The sequence below is a fragment of the Trichocoleus sp. DQ-A1 genome, from assembly GCF_039961955.1.
Taxonomy (GTDB): domain Bacteria; phylum Cyanobacteriota; class Cyanobacteriia; order Cyanobacteriales; family FACHB-T130; genus FACHB-T130.
Window position 1 is genome coordinate 17,603 of sequence record NZ_JAMPKE010000018.1, and the last position, 17,804, is coordinate 35,406.

Annotated in this window: 14 protein-coding genes; 6 read left to right on the forward strand and 8 right to left on the reverse strand. The window is 48.7% G+C overall.

Features of this window, described 5'->3' with window-relative positions:
- Positions 1–28: 28 nt before the first annotated feature.
- The 3 genes from NDI33_RS17405 to NDI33_RS17415 form a co-directional block, all read right to left on the reverse strand.
- Positions 29–1,897, reverse strand: a complete 1,869-nt coding sequence (locus tag NDI33_RS17405) for a Gldg family protein (RefSeq protein WP_190677416.1) — start codon at positions 1,895–1,897, stop codon at positions 29–31.
- 251 nt (positions 1,898–2,148) lie between these two features.
- Entirely contained in the window at positions 2,149–2,952 is an 804-nt protein-coding gene (locus tag NDI33_RS17410; RefSeq protein ID WP_190677418.1) for an ABC transporter permease, read from the reverse strand.
- On the reverse strand, positions 2,953–4,005 hold the full coding sequence (locus tag NDI33_RS17415) for an ABC transporter ATP-binding protein (protein WP_190677420.1): 1,053 nt from the start codon (positions 4,003–4,005) through the stop codon (positions 2,953–2,955).
- A gap of 99 nt (positions 4,006–4,104) precedes the next feature.
- Here NDI33_RS17415 and NDI33_RS17420 point away from each other — a divergent pair, with 99 nt between their 5' ends.
- Both NDI33_RS17420 and NDI33_RS17425 read left to right on the forward strand, forming a co-directional pair.
- Positions 4,105–6,159 (forward strand): S-layer homology domain-containing protein, encoded by a 2,055-nt coding sequence (locus NDI33_RS17420; protein ID WP_190677422.1) that lies wholly within the window; start codon positions 4,105–4,107, stop codon positions 6,157–6,159.
- Between the two features lie 201 nt (positions 6,160–6,360).
- A complete protein-coding gene (locus tag NDI33_RS17425) occupies positions 6,361–7,074 on the forward strand; it encodes a hypothetical protein (protein ID WP_190677424.1) in 714 nt (237 codons plus the stop codon).
- Positions 7,075–7,122: 48 nt separating this feature from the next.
- Here NDI33_RS17425 and NDI33_RS17430 read toward each other — a convergent pair whose 3' ends face one another.
- On the reverse strand, positions 7,123–7,683 hold the full coding sequence (locus tag NDI33_RS17430; RefSeq protein ID WP_190432067.1) for a phycobiliprotein lyase: 561 nt from the start codon (positions 7,681–7,683) through the stop codon (positions 7,123–7,125).
- A gap of 137 nt (positions 7,684–7,820) precedes the next feature.
- On the opposite strand from NDI33_RS17430, the gene NDI33_RS17435 reads away from it, so the two are divergent.
- Entirely contained in the window at positions 7,821–8,345 is a 525-nt protein-coding gene (locus NDI33_RS17435; protein WP_190415007.1) for a hypothetical protein, read from the forward strand.
- Between the two features lie 64 nt (positions 8,346–8,409).
- Here the strand turns inward: NDI33_RS17435 and NDI33_RS17440 are convergent, their stop codons facing one another.
- Positions 8,410–9,081, reverse strand: a complete 672-nt coding sequence (locus tag NDI33_RS17440) for a HEAT repeat domain-containing protein (RefSeq protein ID WP_190415008.1) — start codon at positions 9,079–9,081, stop codon at positions 8,410–8,412.
- Between the two features lie 66 nt (positions 9,082–9,147).
- Between NDI33_RS17440 and ptsP the strand changes: the two genes are divergently transcribed.
- The 3 genes from ptsP to NDI33_RS17455 all read left to right on the forward strand — a co-directional run bounded on the left by ptsP (position 9,148) and on the right by NDI33_RS17455 (position 13,478).
- A complete protein-coding gene (ptsP, locus tag NDI33_RS17445) occupies positions 9,148–11,652 on the forward strand; it encodes a phosphoenolpyruvate--protein phosphotransferase (RefSeq protein WP_190677503.1) in 2,505 nt (834 codons plus the stop codon).
- A 21-nt stretch (positions 11,653–11,673) separates the two neighbouring features.
- Entirely contained in the window at positions 11,674–12,039 is a 366-nt protein-coding gene (locus tag NDI33_RS17450) for a Lin0512 family protein (protein WP_190432074.1), read from the forward strand.
- Positions 12,040–12,200: 161 nt separating this feature from the next.
- Positions 12,201–13,478 carry a styrene monooxygenase/indole monooxygenase family protein gene (locus tag NDI33_RS17455; protein ID WP_190677426.1) on the forward strand — a complete coding sequence of 426 codons (1,278 nt, stop codon included), beginning with the start codon at positions 12,201–12,203 and terminating at the stop codon, positions 13,476–13,478.
- Between the two features lie 118 nt (positions 13,479–13,596).
- Here NDI33_RS17455 and NDI33_RS17460 read toward each other — a convergent pair whose 3' ends face one another.
- The 3 genes from NDI33_RS17460 to NDI33_RS17470 form a co-directional block, all read right to left on the reverse strand.
- Positions 13,597–14,916, reverse strand: coding sequence for an MFS transporter (locus tag NDI33_RS17460; protein ID WP_190677428.1), 1,320 nt, complete (start codon positions 14,914–14,916; stop codon positions 13,597–13,599).
- Positions 14,917–15,026: 110 nt separating this feature from the next.
- Entirely contained in the window at positions 15,027–15,869 is an 843-nt protein-coding gene (locus NDI33_RS17465) for an iron-siderophore ABC transporter substrate-binding protein (protein ID WP_199302548.1), read from the reverse strand.
- Between the two features lie 380 nt (positions 15,870–16,249).
- Positions 16,250–17,203, reverse strand: a complete 954-nt coding sequence (locus NDI33_RS17470; RefSeq protein ID WP_190677432.1) for a sucrase ferredoxin — start codon at positions 17,201–17,203, stop codon at positions 16,250–16,252.
- Between the last annotated feature and the right edge of the window lie 601 nt (positions 17,204–17,804).

Here is a 17,804-nt window from a genome sequence, read left to right on the forward strand (position 1 = left end):
TTTAGATTAAATCCAAAATCTGAAATTACTAACGTCTGAACCACCAAACCAGTCCAGCTGTAATGAACCCGATTAAGGGCATAATCAACACAGCTATCCAACCCAATAGATTGGCTTGGTCTTGGGACAAGTTGATGCGACGGTCTTTTACTTCTTTGGGACGGATGGATAAAAGTTGCTCATCCTGTTTGCTTAACCAGCTGACGGAGTTGAGGAATACATCTCCATTGAGTTGCTGCTCAAATAAACCATCACTAGCAAAATCAGAATTACCGAGGACAACTAGACGGGATTCTGTTGGCTTTTGGTCAGCATTTGCCGTCTTTGCCGGTGAATTGGTTGGGCTTGGGGACGCGCTGGGGCTAGCAGTTGCGGTTGGGGAGGGAGAAGCTGATGTCGTCGCCGTTGGAGTTGGGGACGGGCTGGGGCTAGTAGTTGCGGTTGGGCTGGGAGAAGCTGATGTCGTCGCCGTTGGAGTTGGGGACGGGCTGGGGCTAGCAGTTGCGGTTGGGCTGGGAGAAGCTGATGTCGTCGCTGTTGGGCTTGGGGACGCACTGGGGGTGGGGCTAGCGGTTGCTCCTGGAGTCGTCGCCCCTGGAGTTGCTGTTGGAGTTGGGGATGGTGCAGACGCGCTTTGGGGAGGATAGACGCGATTTAGGGCGACGCCGAGAATTAAAGGCCCTTGGCGATCGCTTTCGGGATTAAACTGCAAGCGATCGCTTTCGGGATTGCTCTCAGCCCAACTCTGGTCATTGGTCACCAGCAAAGGCGTCGCCTGGATACCGGCGATGGGAGTGACTTCAATCGGTCGTGCAAACGGGTAGAAAGAACGACCATCCTGAAAATCTTTCGTAATCGGATGTTGACCGTAGCGCGTAACCATAATCACCGCCGGACTCAGTCCCGCCTGACCGCCGGACAAGTCAATGGCAAGACGATTATCCAGCCTCACGCCCCAATCTTTGAGCAAGTTATCCAGACCGGGATTGGTATTCCGGTCTACCATCACCAGTAGCCTACCGCCGCGCTTCAGGTAATCGCTCAAAGCAGTGATTTCAGCCGCAAACAGCGCCCGTTTGGGGCCAGCAATGACGATGAGGTCAGCATCTTGGGGGATTCCTGGAGTTTTCGCCAAATCTAGGGGTTGAGTGGTGTAGCTTTTCTCTCCCAGGCTAGTCACCGCCTGAGAGATGCTTCCTTGCGCCGCTTGTAAGGGCCGTTCGCCGTGACCTTGGAGGAAGTAAACCTTGCCAACGCGATCGCTCGTAATTTGGGCGATCGCATTCGTCACCACTGTTTCTGAAAGGCTCTCCCCGCGCTGCGGATTCACTGTCTGGATGAGCTTTCGTCGTCCCTCCGATTCCAGATAAACTTCCCCTAGAGATTTTAGGTTAAACCTTTGAGCCAGTCCGGGTCGCAGTTGCGGATCGACAAATTCAAAACTAAATTGAGAGCCATATCGTCGGTAATTTTCCAGCAATTGTTGGTCTTGAGGATTCGGATTTTCTTCAAATACCCACAACTTGACTGGCTGCGATAAATTTTGCACTAATTGCTGCGACTGGGGGGCAAGGGTAAATAGCTGATTTTCCGTTAAATCCACTCGCACAACACGGCGAACACCCAGAAAATTAATCAGCCCCAAAATCACCAAAACCGCCAGCGTTGCTGCTAGAGCATTGGTTCCCGCCTGAGTTGACCGGCGTCCCCAAAAGCCATTTGGCGAACCGCCCAAAGATAGCAGCCATAACCCAATAATTACAATTCCAGCAACGATTAAACCTACGGGCACAGAACCCCAGCTACTGGATACCAATCCAGCAACTAGACCCGTAATTGTCAGAACTGGGCCAAGCAAAAAGAGATATTTTAAATACTTCCAATTAATGGTTTTCATGTTGGCTAATCAGTAATCAGTAATTGGTAATTGGTAATTGCTGCCAATAGATTTTAGGTAAGTGTTTAGCTTAGGTAACAGTTCATCAATGATAGGTTTGCGGGTGCCGATCTGTTCAATCGAGATGCAGGAAACCTCGAAGGCGGTCTTTGTAGGCGCAAGCCCCACCCTTTAAGGTGTGGGCTACTTGCATCTCACGCATTCGGTCTTCTCATCGCAACCACTCCATTCGCGATTCGCCATTCGTCAATTTAAGAACGCTGATAGCGCAAGGCATCGATAGATTGAGCAGTCAGAAACACGCCTAAGATAATGTAGCTTGCAAACATAATCAAACTGCTGGTATCAACCACACCTTGGACTAAAGTGTTGTAATGTTTGACTAAAGATAAATGATTCCATGCCTCTCCTAAAACGCCGCCGGTCAGTTTCGCTAAAAGCTCGATCAGCGAGAAGCATAAAATTAGCACAAAGGTAAGAATTGCTGCCAAGATGGTGCTTTCGGTGAGGGAAGAAATAAACATTCCCAAGCTAAGAATCGCGGTGGCAACCAAGATTAATGCTGCATGACCCAATAGCGGCACCGCTGGGGGTAGGGGTGGGCTTGATGCATTAAACGCGATCGCTTCGTATGCCAGCAACGGCAGCACCATTGTGATAAAAAATGTCACTACCCCCAACAATTTACCCACCGCCACCGCCCAGTTGGTGACTGGCGAAGTGGCTAATAGCTCTAAAGTCCCTCGCTTGCGTTCCTCGGAATACAGCCCCATTGAGAGAATGGGCAGAATAAATAACGATAAAAAGAACATTGCCCCAAGAAAGCTTTGGAGGGTGTTATAGGCGACATCAATGGGGGGAACGGGTGCGCCGATTTGCTGCCCTTGAAAATAAATATCCAAAGCGCGATCGCTCTCACTTTGCAATGCAGTGAGGAAGAATAATCCAGCTAAAAACCAGAAAGCACCCGCGACGATATATGCTAGCGGCGAAGCAAAATAGCCCTGCAATTCCTTGCGATAAATCGCCAAAATATTACTAATAATTACGCCCATTTATTCAACTCCTCCAGATTGCTCATCTGTGGCAACGATGGCAGTAGCTTCTGCTGGCGAGGGAGGGGATGTCCCATTGCCATCGGTTTCATCCGTATCCATATCGACGACCTTTTCTTGGGTTGTCAGTTCGATAAACACGTCCTCAAGACTAGCGCGAGTGCGTCGCATTTCATACAATGCCACCCCCGCCCCAATTAAAACCGCAGCAATATCACGTGCCGGTTCTGTGCCCGGTTCTGATACTACACGGATAAGAGTGCGATTGGGCGGTAATTCCTGGCTGGGGATGGATTCGACAAAACGAACTCCGGGCAAAACTAAGAGCATATGTTGCACAGCTTCTACATCCCCGTCGATTTCCAACTCATAGCCCGATCCGCCCGCTAGCTGTGCTACTAGATTTTCCGGGCTATTCGTTGCCACAAGCCGACCCCGATTGATAATTGCCACTCGGCTGCAAGTCATGCTAACTTCCGGCAAAATATGGGTGGAGAGAATGATTGTGTGGCTACCGGCAAGGCTTTTAATTAAGTTGCGAACCTCGATAATTTGGCGAGGATCGAGACCAACCGTGGGTTCATCTAAAATAATCGCGGGTGGGTCGTGGACGATCGCTTGGGCAATGCCAACCCGTTGGCGGAAGCCTTTAGAAAGCTTGCGGATGAGTACCTTGCGTTTTTCGGTGAGGTTGCAGCGTTCCATTGCTGAATTTACTTGGGATTTGCGATCGCGTCCGGGAACCCCCTTTAGCCGCGCCACAAAATGCAAAAATCCCTCCACGCTCATGTCAGGATACAAAGGTGGCGTCTCCGGTAAATATCCAATCCGCCGCCGTACCGCCATTAAATCTTCATGCACATCGTACCCAGCAATCCGGGCAGTCCCACTGGAAGCGGGTAGATATCCCGCCAAAATCCGCATGGTTGTCGTTTTTCCGGCACCATTCGGCCCCAAAAAGCCCAAAATTTCCCCAGGTTCCACATTAAAGGTGACATCCTGAATGGCTGGGGTCGCGCCATAGATTTTGCTTAAATTTTCAACTTCGATCATTATGGGTCATCGGTCATTGGTCATTGGTTATTGGTCATTGGTCAAAAGCAAACAACTAAGGACAAATGACAAAGGACTAAATTCAAAACTCTTTACTTTATGGGTCAACCAATGCTTTATGTCAACCCAGCAACTGGCAAAGATAACAGTGTCGGGAACTCATCTGCCCCACTGAAGACGCTGACTCGTGCCCTGAAACAGGCTCAAGCCGGAACTTCGATTCAGTTGGCATCTGGGATTTACAATGCGGCAGGGGGAGAAGTATTTCCTCTGGTAATCCCGGCTGGGGTGACGGTGGTAGGGAATGAATCCAGCAAAGGCAAGGGAATTCAAATCGAAGGCAGTGGGGAATATATTAGCCCAAGCTTTGGCTCCCAAAATATTACCCTGCGGCTGGAAACGGATGCCCAACTGCGGGGAGTTTCAGTGACGAATCGGGGGGCGAAGGGGACAGGGGTTTGGATAGAATCGACATCGCCAAGGCTGGCGAATAATACCTTTACCAGTTGCAGTCGCGATGGCGTCTTTGTCACGGGTACTGCGAAACCGGCAATTTTAGATAATGTATTTACCCAAAATGCCTCCACAGGTCTTTCTCTCGTCCGCAATGCCAAGGGGGAAGTGCGTCGGAATGTGGCAGAGAGAACGGGTTACGGAATTTTGATTGGAGATCAAGCGGCTCCCCTAATTACCGATAATAAGATTTTTGCGAATCGGGCGGGGATTTTTCTGTCTCGTGACGCGACCCCGGTGCTGCGTCGCAATCTCATTGAGAAAAATACACAAGCGGGGCTAATTATCAATGATGGGGCAAAACCACAGCTAGGGAGCCGTCAAGAGCCAGCGGGTAATATTTTGCGGGATAACGGGGAAGTCGATCTGCAAAATCTGACGCGGTTCGCGGTCGTCTCAGCGGGAAATCAGCTGAATCCAGTGCGGGTGCAGGGAACGGTGGAATTTGTGGCGGCGACGGTTGCCGCTACTTTTACAATGGGACCCGCCCAGTTTAGCGATGTTGCCGGTTATTGGGCGGAAGCGTTTATTCAGGCGCTAGTGGCGAAAAATCTGATGAGTGGCTTCCCGGATGGGACGTTTCAGCCAGAAGCGGCAATGACTCGCGCCCAATATGCCGCAGCGATCGCGAAAACCTTTAACTTGCCGCCACGACCGGGAAATCAGAGCAGTTTCAAGGATATTCCAGCAGATTTTTGGGCGGCGGGGGCGATCGCGAAGGCGGCATCGATGGGTTTTATCTCTGGGTTTCCAGATAACACATTTCGACCGGGGCAAAATCTAACGCGGGTGCAGGCGATCGCATCTTTAGTCAGTGGTTTGGCACTTACGGGGGGCAATTCTAGCGTCTTGGGAGTTTATGGCGATCGCGCTCAAATTCCCAGCTACGCCACAGATGCCGTCGCTGTTGCCACCACGAGGCGCATGGTGGTGAATTATCCCCAAGTTCAACAACTTGAACCGATGCGAGACATTACCCGCGCTGAAGTTGCTGCACTCATCTATCAGGCATTAGTCACCACAGGGGAAGTCAAGGCGATCGCTTCTCCCTATATTGTCAATCCGGAAGTGAATCCCGACTCGTCCCTTCCCAGCTTCAGCGACATTCAGGGACACTGGGCAGAGAATTCTATTCGAGGATTGGCAAATCAAAACCTGCTGGGTGGCTTTGCCGATGGCACTTTCAAGCCAGAGGATCGACTCAATCGGGCGGGATTTGCGGCTTTATTAGTTAAAGCTTTTAACCCCACTTCTAAACGCCCAGCTATCCAGTTTACCGATATCCCCCCGACTTTCTGGGCGCAGTCGGTGATTCAACAAGCTTATAGCGGTGGCTTCATTACGGGATTTCCCGACCAAACCTTCCGCCCTCAGCAGCCGGTTCTGAGAGTCCAGCTGATTGTCTCTCTGGTGAGTGGATTGGGCTTTGCCTCTGGGGATGAAAAACTATTAGACAAGTACGAAGACCGCGCAGCGATTCCCGCCTATGCTCGCCCTGCTGTTGCTGCTGCTACACAAAGAGGTATCATTGTGAACCACCCGGCACCCGCACAACTCAACCCAAATCGAGAAGCCACACGAGCCGAGGCAGCTGCTATGGTTTATCAGGCATTAGTCGCCACTGGGCGATTGCCTGCTTAATTAGGGCTTTCGCCTTCGGACAAAAATCTTGGGCGATCGCAATAAATTATCGCCCGTAGGCAAATGCCCTTTTTGTCCAATACTTCTCCTGAACGAGTGCTGAGAGTGCAAGATATAAATATCACCACTGACTAATGACCGATGACAGCTAAACGCTAATCTGCGATTAATATTATTTCTGGTCTGCCAAGTTAACTTCTGATGACAGAGTCAACACAAGACTCAGCTACTGCCTACGCAACGACGCTGCTTCTTTACTATTGTTTTGAACTGATTAGGGGTTACACGGCTGAGGAATTGGTAGCCCATTGGGTTCGCGACTTTGGTGCCGACTGGGTGCCTCTAGCCGTGATTGAGGCGCTTTATCAGGGACGTTACAAAGCGATTTCTGTCGAGCAAATCTTAAATTTCTGGTCTCGGCGCGGTCAAGCCCTGTATCACTTTAACTATGATTTTGAGCGCTTGGTTTGCCGCAATTTTCCCCAAAATTTGACGGAAGCAGCCGATCCGCTACCAGCAACCTTAGCTTCTAACCTTGAGCCAAGTTTAGAGCGAGTCAAGGCGAAAGACGCGATAAATCCAGTTTATTCATCCTCAACGGAAACATCTGTGGGTGCCAGTGACGAGGCGATCGCGATCGCCCACCCAATTGCGATCGCCCAGACGCCTTCCCCAGAGGAGGCTGCTGCTTCCGTCCTGTCAGAACCGACAAACACGGACAACCCTAGGGACGTTGCCAATTCAGAAGACGCCAACGCCAGCCTTGCGCTGCGTTCTAGCCACAAAAATTATCAAGCAAATTGGTCGCGCTGGGATGTCAGCAAGCGACCAATACACCAATTCATCCCAACGGCAGATGATTCTGAGTTTTACCAAAAACTCAAAGCCGTTGCCCAGAGTGATGAAGAGACTTAAGCCCTTGAAAACGGAAAATTAAAAATGAACAATCCTCATTTTTAATTTTTAAGTGTTGGCGACGGTGTCAGCGGCTTTTTCTTGTGGCTTTGCGACGCCCATGCGAATTTCCGAGCAAAAAGAAGCCATTGAGAAGCCGCCAAATCGCTTTAAAATGCTGGCTCGTAGCCGCAAGTTTTCGCTAGCAAACCAGATGCGTTCTTCCGAGTACATCGTTTCATACTCGGTAATCAGCGTGAATGAATTATCGCTACCGATGACATAGCGACCGGCGACCGATGCTTTTTCGGCATAGCCCATGTCGCGCAGCAACTGACCTTCATTCGGCTTCTCTGGATCGGGAATCGGAACGAGAACGCTAGAACCCGCGTGCTTTTCTTGATCCCACTCCATCGTGCCATCCCAGCTAACGCGAGCGCCTCCCCAAGCTAAGCCTGGGTCAACTTCGTACTGTTCGCAGAGCTTGATCACTTCCGGATCTTCTGCCGAGAGCATCTCGATCTTGATGTCTGACTTGCCACTTTCTGCTTGCTTGAAAGCCAGATGGTGACTAGTCCGCTGGGAAAACCATTTGCCTGCACTCAGCTGGAAAAACTCTTGAATATCCATGAATCAAACTCTTCTGGACTAATAATTTTTAACATCACTTTCAATATCTTAGATTGACCAGTCGCTAGAGAGAGTGATAACCGCTGACCTCTACTTTATAAAAGGTTAAAGAGTTTTCGGATGAGTAAACCTGCATCATGTCTAGAATTCATGGCACTCCCAGCGATGACTACATTGAAGCCACCCAGTGCGACGATGTTATTTTTGGGTATGCTGGCGACGATACCCTGGTTGGCAAGTCAGGCAACGATATCATCCACGGTGGGCAAGGAAATGACCTGATTCAAGGGGGAGAGGACGAGGATTCCCTGTATGGCGAAGGTGGGGATGACTTTTTACTGGGGGGTTCGGAGCGCGATCGCTTATTCGGAGGCAACGGCGACGATGTCTTGGTTGGCGGCGAAGGGGACGATCGCTTAGATGGCGGTCCCGGCAATGATGTCTATATTTACGCTCCCGGCGATGGTTTTGACACCATTGAGGATGAGTCGGGAATCGATATCCTGCGATTAGACGAAATCTTCTCGAATGAGATTACGGTTGATTTCGTCATCGGTGGTTGGCTGTGCGTATCTTATCAGGGTCAGCCCATCGTCAAGATGCGCGGTGTGGAGCATATTCAGGTAGAAGATGGCTTGTTTTCCGTCGCTCACTGGCTGTAAGCAATTAAAAATGTTCCCATTAAAAATTAAAAATGGAGAATCCCCCATTTTTAATTTCTAATTTTTAATTGTTTTCAGATAGCCGCTTCAGGGAGATGGTGGCAGCGGTAGCAACGTGGGGATGACGGTCTTTTTCCAGGTAATTGAGCGCGGAGATACTCTTGGCGCTGGGCAAGTGTCCTAGGGCTTCGGCAAGCCGCTGACGGACAAGCCAATCCTCAGCTTGGGCAAAGCGGAGAATTTGATCGACGGCTCCTACTGCTTTAATTTCACCGAGTGCCGCGATCGCTGCCTGTTGCAACACGACTTCTTCGCTATCTAATGCCCGAACCAGTACGTCGAAAGCGCGGGGATCTTTTAAATTGCCCAAACTAACGGCGGCGCTGAAACGCACCAGCCAATCGGTATCTTCGTAGAACGCCCGCACCAAGGGTTCAAATCCTCTGATATCGCACAGGTAACCTAAGGCACCAGCGGCGTCGGCGCGAATCCCGTAGTCGGGGTCAGTTTCTAGCAATTTCACGAGAATCGGAAAGCATTCTTCGGTCGGTTTAAGACCCAGTGCAAACACCGCCATTGAGCGAATTTGCAGGTTTTCGTCGTCTAAAACCTTTTTGATCAGGGGTACAGCGTCATCTGCCGATACTTCACGCAAAGAGGCAAGCGCCAACATGCGATCGCGTGAATTCGGACTTTCTAGCTGGGCACCAATATTTTCTAAGCTGGGATGAGTCATAAAATCCTAAGCTCTTTAATAAATCTTAACATAATTGAGCGAGTTATCTCAGGAAGTGGTGGAGAGATGGTGGGAATTGTCATCGTATCGCATAGTCGAAAGCTGGCAGAGGGAGTGCAAGCGTTAGTGCAGCAAATGGTTCAAGGTGCCGTGTCACTGGCTCTAGCAGCGGGAATTGACGATCCGGAAAATCCCTTTGGTACGGATGCAATGCAGGTTTATCAAGCGATTGAGTCGGTTTACAGTGAGGATGGAGTCCTCATCTTGATGGATTTAGGGAGTGCTGTACTGAGTGCGGAAATGGCGTTGGAGTTTCTGCCAGAAGAACGGCGGCATCAAGTGAGACTCTGCGAGGCACCACTGGTAGAGGGAGCGATCGCCGCAGCGGTAACAGCAGCCTCCGGTGCAAATATTGAGCAAGTCATCCGCGAAGCACGAGGAGCATTAGCAGCGAAAGCCTCCCAGTTATCCGGTATTAATCCTTCGGAGTCCGTCGGGGCATTGGTCAGTGCCCCAATAAGTGCCCAAAGTCAGGTAATCCATCTCACCGTCCGAAATCAGATGGGTTTGCACGCCCGTCCGGCTGCCAAATTTGTTGCTACCGCTTCCCAGTTTCAATCTGAGATTACGTTACAAAACATCACATCTAGCAGCGGATCGGTCAATGCTAAAAGCATCAATCAAGTCGTTACGCTGGTCATCCGCCAAGGGAATGAGATAGCGATCGCTGCCTCTGGAGCGGATGCCCAAGCCGCCTTGGCAGCCTTGCAACAGCTAGTAGAAGCCAACTTCGGGGAATCAGTCGCGGAGGTTCGGGGTGGGGAAACCCCGCTTCCGGAGCAACCCCAATTCCCAATTTCTAATTCTCAGTTTTCTGGGATTCCTGCCTCTGCGGGTATTGCCATCGGCAATATTGCGAGCTATCAACCCACCGTTCTCAACGTAAAACAGCAAGCAGACAATCCCGAAGCGGAATGGCAACAGTTACAGACAGCAATCGAGCAAACTCGTCATCAAATTCAAACCCTCCGCCACCAAATATCTGCTTCGGCGGGAGAAGCACAAGCGGCGATTTTTGATGCTCATTTGCTTTGCTTAGAAGATCCCTTTGTAATCGATCGCACGCGCCAGCTGATTTTCGATCGGAATTTTAGTGCCGCCGCAGCTTGGAAGACTGTTATCGATGAGACAGTTGCAGCTTACGAAGCATTGCCAGACTCGTACTTACAAGCACGCGCCGCTGATGTCTTTGACGTGGGACAGCGAGTGATGCGATCGCTTACAGGTACAGCACCCGCTTCTATAAATTTGCCAGAACCAGGGATTTTGGTTGCAACTGACTTGACTCCTTCGGAAACGGCACAATTAGATCCCGGCAAAGTTTTGGGAATTTGTACGGTTGCTGGCGGTGCGACTTCTCACAGTGGAATTTTAGCGCGATCGCTCGGCATTCCGGCGGTTGTAGGCGTGGGTGCTGAGTTGCTGCGCTTGCAGAATGGCACTCTCATCGCCTTGGATGGGGAAACTGGCGAGGTGTGGGTGCAACCAGACGACACGCAGTTGCAAGAATTACAAGCAAAACGCAATCGCCAGCAGGCGCAACAACAAGCGTTACAATCTGCTGCACAGCAACCCGCTATCACCCACGATGGACATCAAATTAAGGTGATGGCAAATATTTTGACAATACAAGAGGCGAAAATTGCTGTAAGTACGGGTGCAGAAGGGGTGGGATTGCTGCGGAGTGAATTTTTGTATTTCGATCGAGTCAGCGTCCCGACTGAGGAAGAACAACGAGAAGCGTATGAAGCGATCGCATCCATCCTATCCCCCCATCCCCTGATTATTCGCACTCTCGATATTGGCGGGGACAAACCCCTCCCCTACCTAAACTTGCCACCAGAAGCCAATCCCTTCCTAGGATGGCGGGGAATTCGCTATTTACTGGATTCCCCAGATTTACTGAAAACTCAGCTACGGGCAATTTTACGCGCCAGTCACAAACACCCTATTAAGGTCATGTTTCCGATGGTGGCATCCGTGAGAGAAATCCGCGCCGCCAAAGAGATTTTAGCCGCCGCTAAGACAGAATTGCGCTCTTTGGGGATGAGTTTTGATGAAGCAATGGAAGTCGGAATCATGGTGGAAGTGCCAGCAGCGGTGACAATGGCTGACAAACTAGCCGCAGAGGTAGATTTTTTTAGTATTGGCACCAATGATTTAAGTCAGTATGTCATGGCAAGCGATCGCACAAATCCCAAAGTGGCTACTCTGGCTGATGCTTTTGAACCAGCAGTGCTGCGAATGATTCAGCAAACTGTTACCGCTGCTCATCATGCTGGGATTTGGGTGGGAGTGTGCGGCGAATTAGCTTCATCAGAGTTAGCGACACCTATTTTAGTCGGATTGGGCGTTGATGAATTCAGTATGAACTCCCCAGCCATTTCTACAGTAAAAGCAGCAATTTCAAAGTTGAGGATGGATGAAGCGGAAGCGATCGCATCTGCTGTCTTGCAGCTAGATTCAGCCAAAGAAGTCAGAGAATATATTGCAGGTCAGTTGAAAACATAAAGTGTTGTCAGAGGAGTAACGGTGGCTCGTAAACGCTTAATTATCGAGATGGGGATGGGAATCGATCAGCACGGACAGGAACCGACTGTCGCCGCAGCCAGAGCTGTCAGGAATGCGATCGCTCACAATGCTCTACCAGGTGTCTGGGAAGTGGCAGGTTTAAGCGACCCTGACCAAATGATCGTTGAAGTACAGGTAGCAGTGCCTTACCCAGAGCAAGTGCGGGAAGCGGAGGTATTAGCTGTGTTACCTTTTGGTCGCAAAACTCTCACCGTTGAGTCTGGCGGAATGGTCGTTCAAGGTCGAGCAATTGCCTCACTCAATGATAAGAATGACGAAATGCTCATCGCTGTTGCGGCTGTTACCGTTTTGGTGGAAACCGATTAGTTGCGTAGGAAGTGGAAGCGTTTGCCACGCTTCGTTTTGGAAGCCTGCGTCCCGATATTAGATAGATTCGTATCGGCTAATTTATTAAAGTAACTTGCTGAGTTCTCTTTGAAAGCGATCGCCATTTAAACCTAGAACTACTCAACTCCGGAGGATCTCCCATGAAACGAATTGCGATTATTGGCGCTGGTCAAGCGGGTCTTTACTTAGGCATTAGTCTGGTGGATGCAGGCTATGCAGTGACTCTATTTAGCGATCGCACCCCAGAAGCTATCCTCAATGGCAAAATCATGGCAATGCCATTGTTGTTTCCAGATGCGCTACAACTTGAGCGTGACTTGGGACTCAATTTCTGGGATGAGCAGTTTCTGGGTTGCGACCAATTTCATAACAACCTGTGCGACCCACAGGGCAATGTTGCCTTAGTTGTCTCCTCCACTCTAGAAAAGCCTTGGCGAGGTGTGGATCAACGCCTCAAATTATCCGTTTGGATGCAGGAGTTTGTCCGCAGAGGCGGCGAATTAGTTGTTCAGGCAATGACGTTACAGGACTTAGAGGAGTCTGCTCAAAACTACGATCTGGTCGTGGTATCTGCTGGTCGTGGCTCCTTCTCGACCTTGTTTGAGCGGGACGAGCAAAAATCCCAATACGACCAGCCAAAGCGCCATTTAGCTGGCGGAATTTACACCGGACTCAAGGGAGATCCGATGAAGGGACGCACCTTTCAGGTCAGTAATATACCCGGCGCTGGAGAGATGCTCCAGTTTCCGTTTTATACCAACAGCAAAGATTCCGCTTACACTGTTGCCTTTGAAGCCTACCCTGGTGGAGCAATGGATCGGTTTTGCCAGGTGCAATCCGGTCAAGAATTAGTGGAACTCAGCAAACAAGTCATCCAGGAATTGACCCCGTGGAACTACGAAACAGTCAAGGATATGGAATTAACCGACGAGCAAGCATGGGTTCGTGGGGCAATTACACCGACTGTGCGTAAGCCGATTGGTCGTTTGCCATCAGGTGCAACGGTGATGGGGATTGGCGATACAGTGATTTTGCACGATCCCGTTGGAGCGCAGGGAGCGAATAACGCCACAAAGATGGCACATCTGGTCGCGCAACGGATTGTCGAACATGGCAACCAACGCTTTGATGAGTCATGGATGCAGGAAGTCTTCGATGAATTCTGGCAATATTGTCAGCATGGGCATGCCTTAACGGATTGCTTGTTGACGCCTCCAGCTCATCTGCAAGAGATTGCGATCGCAATGGCTCAAAATCCAGAAGTTGCCAAGGATTACTTGAACGGTATCAACAATCCACCCAATCTGTCTCCGTGGTTTTTCGATCCTGAAGAAAGTAAAAAATATTTAGCAAAGAAGACGTTGCTGAATTCGATAGAACAGGAGGAAGGGCGACCAGTAGCGCCGATCGCTGGGTAGCGCTGAGGTAAACAGCTAGCGACTAGCGCCACAAGTTCTAATAATGCAGCAATACTGAGAGCGGAAGCGTTCATTAACCGCTTCCGCTTACCTGGCTTGCACCTAAAAAACCTCACCCTCAGCCTCCGCATCTGGAGTCCTCAACTTCTGGCTCCACATCATGGTCAGGTAAGCTGATTTCCACGTCGCGCAACACGCGGAAGCCATACCCACCCAAACCAATCAGCAATAAGCTGATGGAAGTGATGACATACAAAAGCGCCATCCCTGCACCCGATCCCGTGCCGAATAGCCTGCCGAGGATGGGTGCAAGAACACCTCCTGGCATCATCGCTGGTTCAAAAACGTGGTCGGCAAGTGGCCCAGCGATTAATAGAGCGATCGCGCTAACGACTTGCTTAATCGCCGACCGAGCAGCAAAAACCCGTCCTTGCACATCCGGTCTTACCTTGCTGAGTAAGATTGCTGTGTTGGAACTGGTCAATAAGGGAAAATTCAGCGATGAGCAGAACTGAGCGGGAAGCCAAATCATTGGCATCTGACCCAAACCAAAAACGGTTTTACTCAGGCCCGCCCCTACCATTGCCAGTAAAAAGCCGTGGATGCGGCGCTTAGAACCGCCCCAGGCACTCAAAAGAAACGCTCCCGTTACCCCACCGAATCCGGCTGCTGAACCGATGCTGCCTAAGACCCTGGCATCATTTCCCGTGCGTGCCAAAATCATCGGTGCATACAAGGCAGCGCCCAGATCGTGGGCAAACCAAAACAAGGACGCCGCGACTACAATGGCGAGCAGACCGGGACGCACCAGAATATACTGGAAGCCGAAGATAATCGGCTGGAAGATCCCTTTATCGTGAGAGGATGTCTCGCTACTTGTGGGTTGGGGGATATGGATCTTGAGAACGGTGCCGATCGCGATCGCAAATGTGACGATATCGATGAGCGAGATCCCGGCAAATCCAATCGTGTAGTAAAGTACACCCGCCAGCGCTGGAGCAATAATAATCGAACTGTAATGAATCGCAGAATCCAGACTAGTGGCACGGGTGTAATGCTGTTTGGGCACCAGCATTGCAATCGATACTGAATACGCCAGCGCTTGAATTTCGCTAAAAGCACCGCTAACCGCGCCACCGATGTAAAGATGCCAGATTTGCAATTGGTTGGTCAGGTACAGCCAAAGAATTACCAGGGTACACAAAGCTGTCACTGTGTCGCCAATCATCATCAGGAATTTGCGGTTCCAGCGGTCTACAATTAGCCCAGCAATGGGTGTAATTAAGATACTCGGCACCAGGGTAAAGAAACCCACTAAAGCAAGTGCCGTCGCCTGACCAGTCAGTTCCCACATCCAGATTTGGATGGCAAAACTGGTCATATAGCTACCGATCGTTGAGACTAGCTGACCGATCCAAATGATGAAGAAGGTTCGCATATTAGTTTTGTTAAGGCGGTTTCCATCCGAGTAGAATATCCCTCCCATTGGTGAATGTAGTGTTTTATCGATTGTGGGCGGTTTTGGATGAATCTTGATTAGGGATTAAACTATTGAGTCAAAGCTGCAACTTTAGGGAATTCCTTGCCCTTGCTTGATTTCTCTGTTACCAAATATTTAAACAAGTCATCGAGAACTCGATTGGCTCCGATAATGCCCCAACTGCTAATCCAGGCATCGCTATTGACTTGGTATACCTTACCTTGTTTAACCGCATTCAATTGGAACCAAAGAGGATGATTTGTAAATTGGTTTAACTTAGATTCCTTACCTTCTCCGAGTACTAAGAAAATCGCATCACCTTCCATTTTGGGAATTAGCTCTAATGAGAGATTTTCCGAGTTTTTATCTTTATTCTGCGCTGATGGACGAAGCATACCGATATCATTGAGAATGAGTCCACTGAAGGAACGCTTCATGTAGATTCGGACTTTATCTGCCCAAAAATTAACCACAGATACCTGAATTTGCGAGAAGCGATCGCCCATTTGCTCTTTAAATGTTTCGACGCGCTGATTATAATTCCTTAAAAGCTTTTCGGCTTCTGGCGTCTTACCCAACGCTTCGGCAAATGTTCTCAGCCACTCTTTCCACGTAATACTCCCTTCAGCAAAAACTGTCGGGGCAATTTGTGATAGCTTCTCATAGATTCCTTCATCCCAAGACCAACCCAAAATCAAGTCTGGCTTCAAGAACAAAATTTTCTCCAGGCTTGGTTGCCCATTTATGCCAAGTTTTGTAATTCCTTCGGTTTGATTCCGGAGGTAGGAGGGAAACTCCCCATCTCCTAAGGTTGTGGCACCTACAGGCTTGATACCTAAAGCTAAGACGTTCTCCAAGTTTCCCAGCACAATTACCCGCTGCGGATTAACGGGAACCTTTGTTTCTCCCATTGCGTGCTTGACTACTCGTACAGCTTGAGAAGGCAAGTTTAGAGAAACATTAATACTGTTATTCGTCCCATTCTTTTTGGCATTATTCCCACAGGCAGAAACGATACAAATTGTTAAAAGTGTTATTAACAACAGTCGGATATTACGCTGACTATAGTTGGTCTTTGAATTCCAAATTGTATAACAGCGGAAAGTAAAATACTGAAAATAAATAGCGACTTTGTTTAAAAAACGGGCTATTTGTTTAATTGAAAACATATTAATTTTAAAAAATATTTGACCACCAAGACGTTAAGAATACAAAGCAAGGAAAAGATGATTTGACAGTCGAAATATAACCTCTATGTCTTAAAATAATATTTTTAGAAATTTATCTATTACTACGAAATGCTTACCAGGTTTTTCGTAATATATTGGTTGAATTCATACAATTCATTGCTGTCACATTCTCCTTTTAAATGAAGAGTTTTATGTTTATCTTCAATAATGTCGGCTCTATAGACACTCAGAACTCCATTCGGAGTTTTAAAAGTTATTTCAACTTGATTAAAACTTTCATCTTCGCTTCGCTCAATTATCTGATAGGCAACCTGATAGTTAAACCAATCCCAGCCATATTTGAGGATGAGTTCTTTTTCTAAGATTTGAGCTGCCCAAGGTAAAAGTCCCCAACCACGATAGACATTGTTCAAGCACTGAATGTCACCCGTTCGGGTCAGAATGGCAGCAAATGATTTTTGGTTGAGCCTGCCATAATATCTTCCCTCTGGAAAATCAATTGCAGTAGGGGCAAAGCGATGACCGCCAATGTGACTGGTTTGCCAAACGCGGACACGATCGAGTGATAAGTCAGAGACAGTAGCTAAGGCAGCTTTGTAAAAAGGATTGCCATACTTAGCACAACATTTATCATGGCTACCGTGGGTACAGACTAAAATATCTCTTGTTTGAATATTTATAGCTTCATGTTCTGGAGCGTTGCCTGTTAAACAGTCTTTCAGTAAAGAAGCTACATCATTGATATCTGAAACTAGAAATTCTTGCTTGGTGTAACCTGCTGAAAGCCCGGTTTTTTCTCGAAAAATTATCAGGCGCTTGCCGCGATCGCGCTTAGTTTGGTCGCGATGAATCAATACAACCCGAACAGAAAGCTCCTCTGTATCAATTTCCTCCTTCAAGGCTTTTAAATTAGCCGGGAGGAATTTTGAATCAAGTGGATCGGGTGTCCAAGGCGGTGGACACTCAATCAGTACATAGATTTTGTGATTCGTTGCACACCCGATAATCTCTTCTCCAGCTTGGCGTGACTCTTCGGCGCAAAAGAATCCATTCATCGCTTGATTACTTGCGGTGTAACAATTTGTTTGCTTCAAATTTCCTCACGCCCAATCGATGCGCTCACTACGACCTAGTTGGTTATTGAAAGTTATTATCACTAGGTCAGCAACATATAACGTCTTATCTGCCAATGTCAAGGGTATAAAAAAAATTAGTCTATTGAGAACTCATGTCAGTTTTTTCTGAAAATACCCGATTTAGCGTCCAGAAAAATTTGCACGCCTTGACCGGGAGAGCATGAAACTATAGCGGTTTTCCGTTCGCTCATATACAAAGCCTAACCCCCAGCCGCATTCCGTGATAGGGAAGCGGAGCAAATCTCGTTCCTTGTAGGAGAAGGGCTGGGGTTATGTCAGACTCTACTGCACAAGCGTCGGGGGAAGCTTTCCGGCTAGTTTAAGTCATGCTTCCCCCAACCCATAGAAGAGCAAAAGCCGGAATTTTATTTCTGAAAAAATTTTGCGATTGCTACTTGCCAAACTTGCAAGCTTTGTACTAAGGTTATCCAAGCTTATTAAAAATGAATGTCAATAGCAGTGAAAAGTTACCGCTAACAACCCTCTTGAAGAGGAGCGTTGACCCTAACGCCAACACCAG

Coding starts and splice junctions, on each gene's coding strand:
- NDI33_RS17420 (WP_190677422.1), top strand. CDS start 4,105: ATGGGTCAACCAATGCTTTATGTCAACCCAGCAACTGGCAAAGATAAC.
- NDI33_RS17435 (WP_190415007.1), top strand. CDS start 7,821: ATGTCTAGAATTCATGGCACTCCCAGCGATGACTACATTGAAGCCACC.
- NDI33_RS17425 (WP_190677424.1), top strand. CDS start 6,361: ATGACAGAGTCAACACAAGACTCAGCTACTGCCTACGCAACGACGCTG.
- NDI33_RS17430 (WP_190432067.1), bottom strand. CDS start 7,683: ATGGATATTCAAGAGTTTTTCCAGCTGAGTGCAGGCAAATGGTTTTCC.
- NDI33_RS17470 (WP_190677432.1), bottom strand. CDS start 17,203: ATGAATGGATTCTTTTGCGCCGAAGAGTCACGCCAAGCTGGAGAAGAG.
- NDI33_RS17465 (WP_199302548.1), bottom strand. CDS start 15,869: ATGGGAGAAACAAAGGTTCCCGTTAATCCGCAGCGGGTAATTGTGCTG.
- NDI33_RS17415 (WP_190677420.1), bottom strand. CDS start 4,005: ATGATCGAAGTTGAAAATTTAAGCAAAATCTATGGCGCGACCCCAGCC.
- NDI33_RS17455 (WP_190677426.1), top strand. CDS start 12,201: ATGAAACGAATTGCGATTATTGGCGCTGGTCAAGCGGGTCTTTACTTA.
- NDI33_RS17440 (WP_190415008.1), bottom strand. CDS start 9,081: ATGACTCATCCCAGCTTAGAAAATATTGGTGCCCAGCTAGAAAGTCCG.
- NDI33_RS17460 (WP_190677428.1), bottom strand. CDS start 14,916: ATGCGAACCTTCTTCATCATTTGGATCGGTCAGCTAGTCTCAACGATC.
- NDI33_RS17405 (WP_190677416.1), bottom strand. CDS start 1,897: ATGAAAACCATTAATTGGAAGTATTTAAAATATCTCTTTTTGCTTGGC.
- ptsP (WP_190677503.1), top strand. CDS start 9,148: ATGGTGGGAATTGTCATCGTATCGCATAGTCGAAAGCTGGCAGAGGGA.
- NDI33_RS17410 (WP_190677418.1), bottom strand. CDS start 2,952: ATGGGCGTAATTATTAGTAATATTTTGGCGATTTATCGCAAGGAATTG.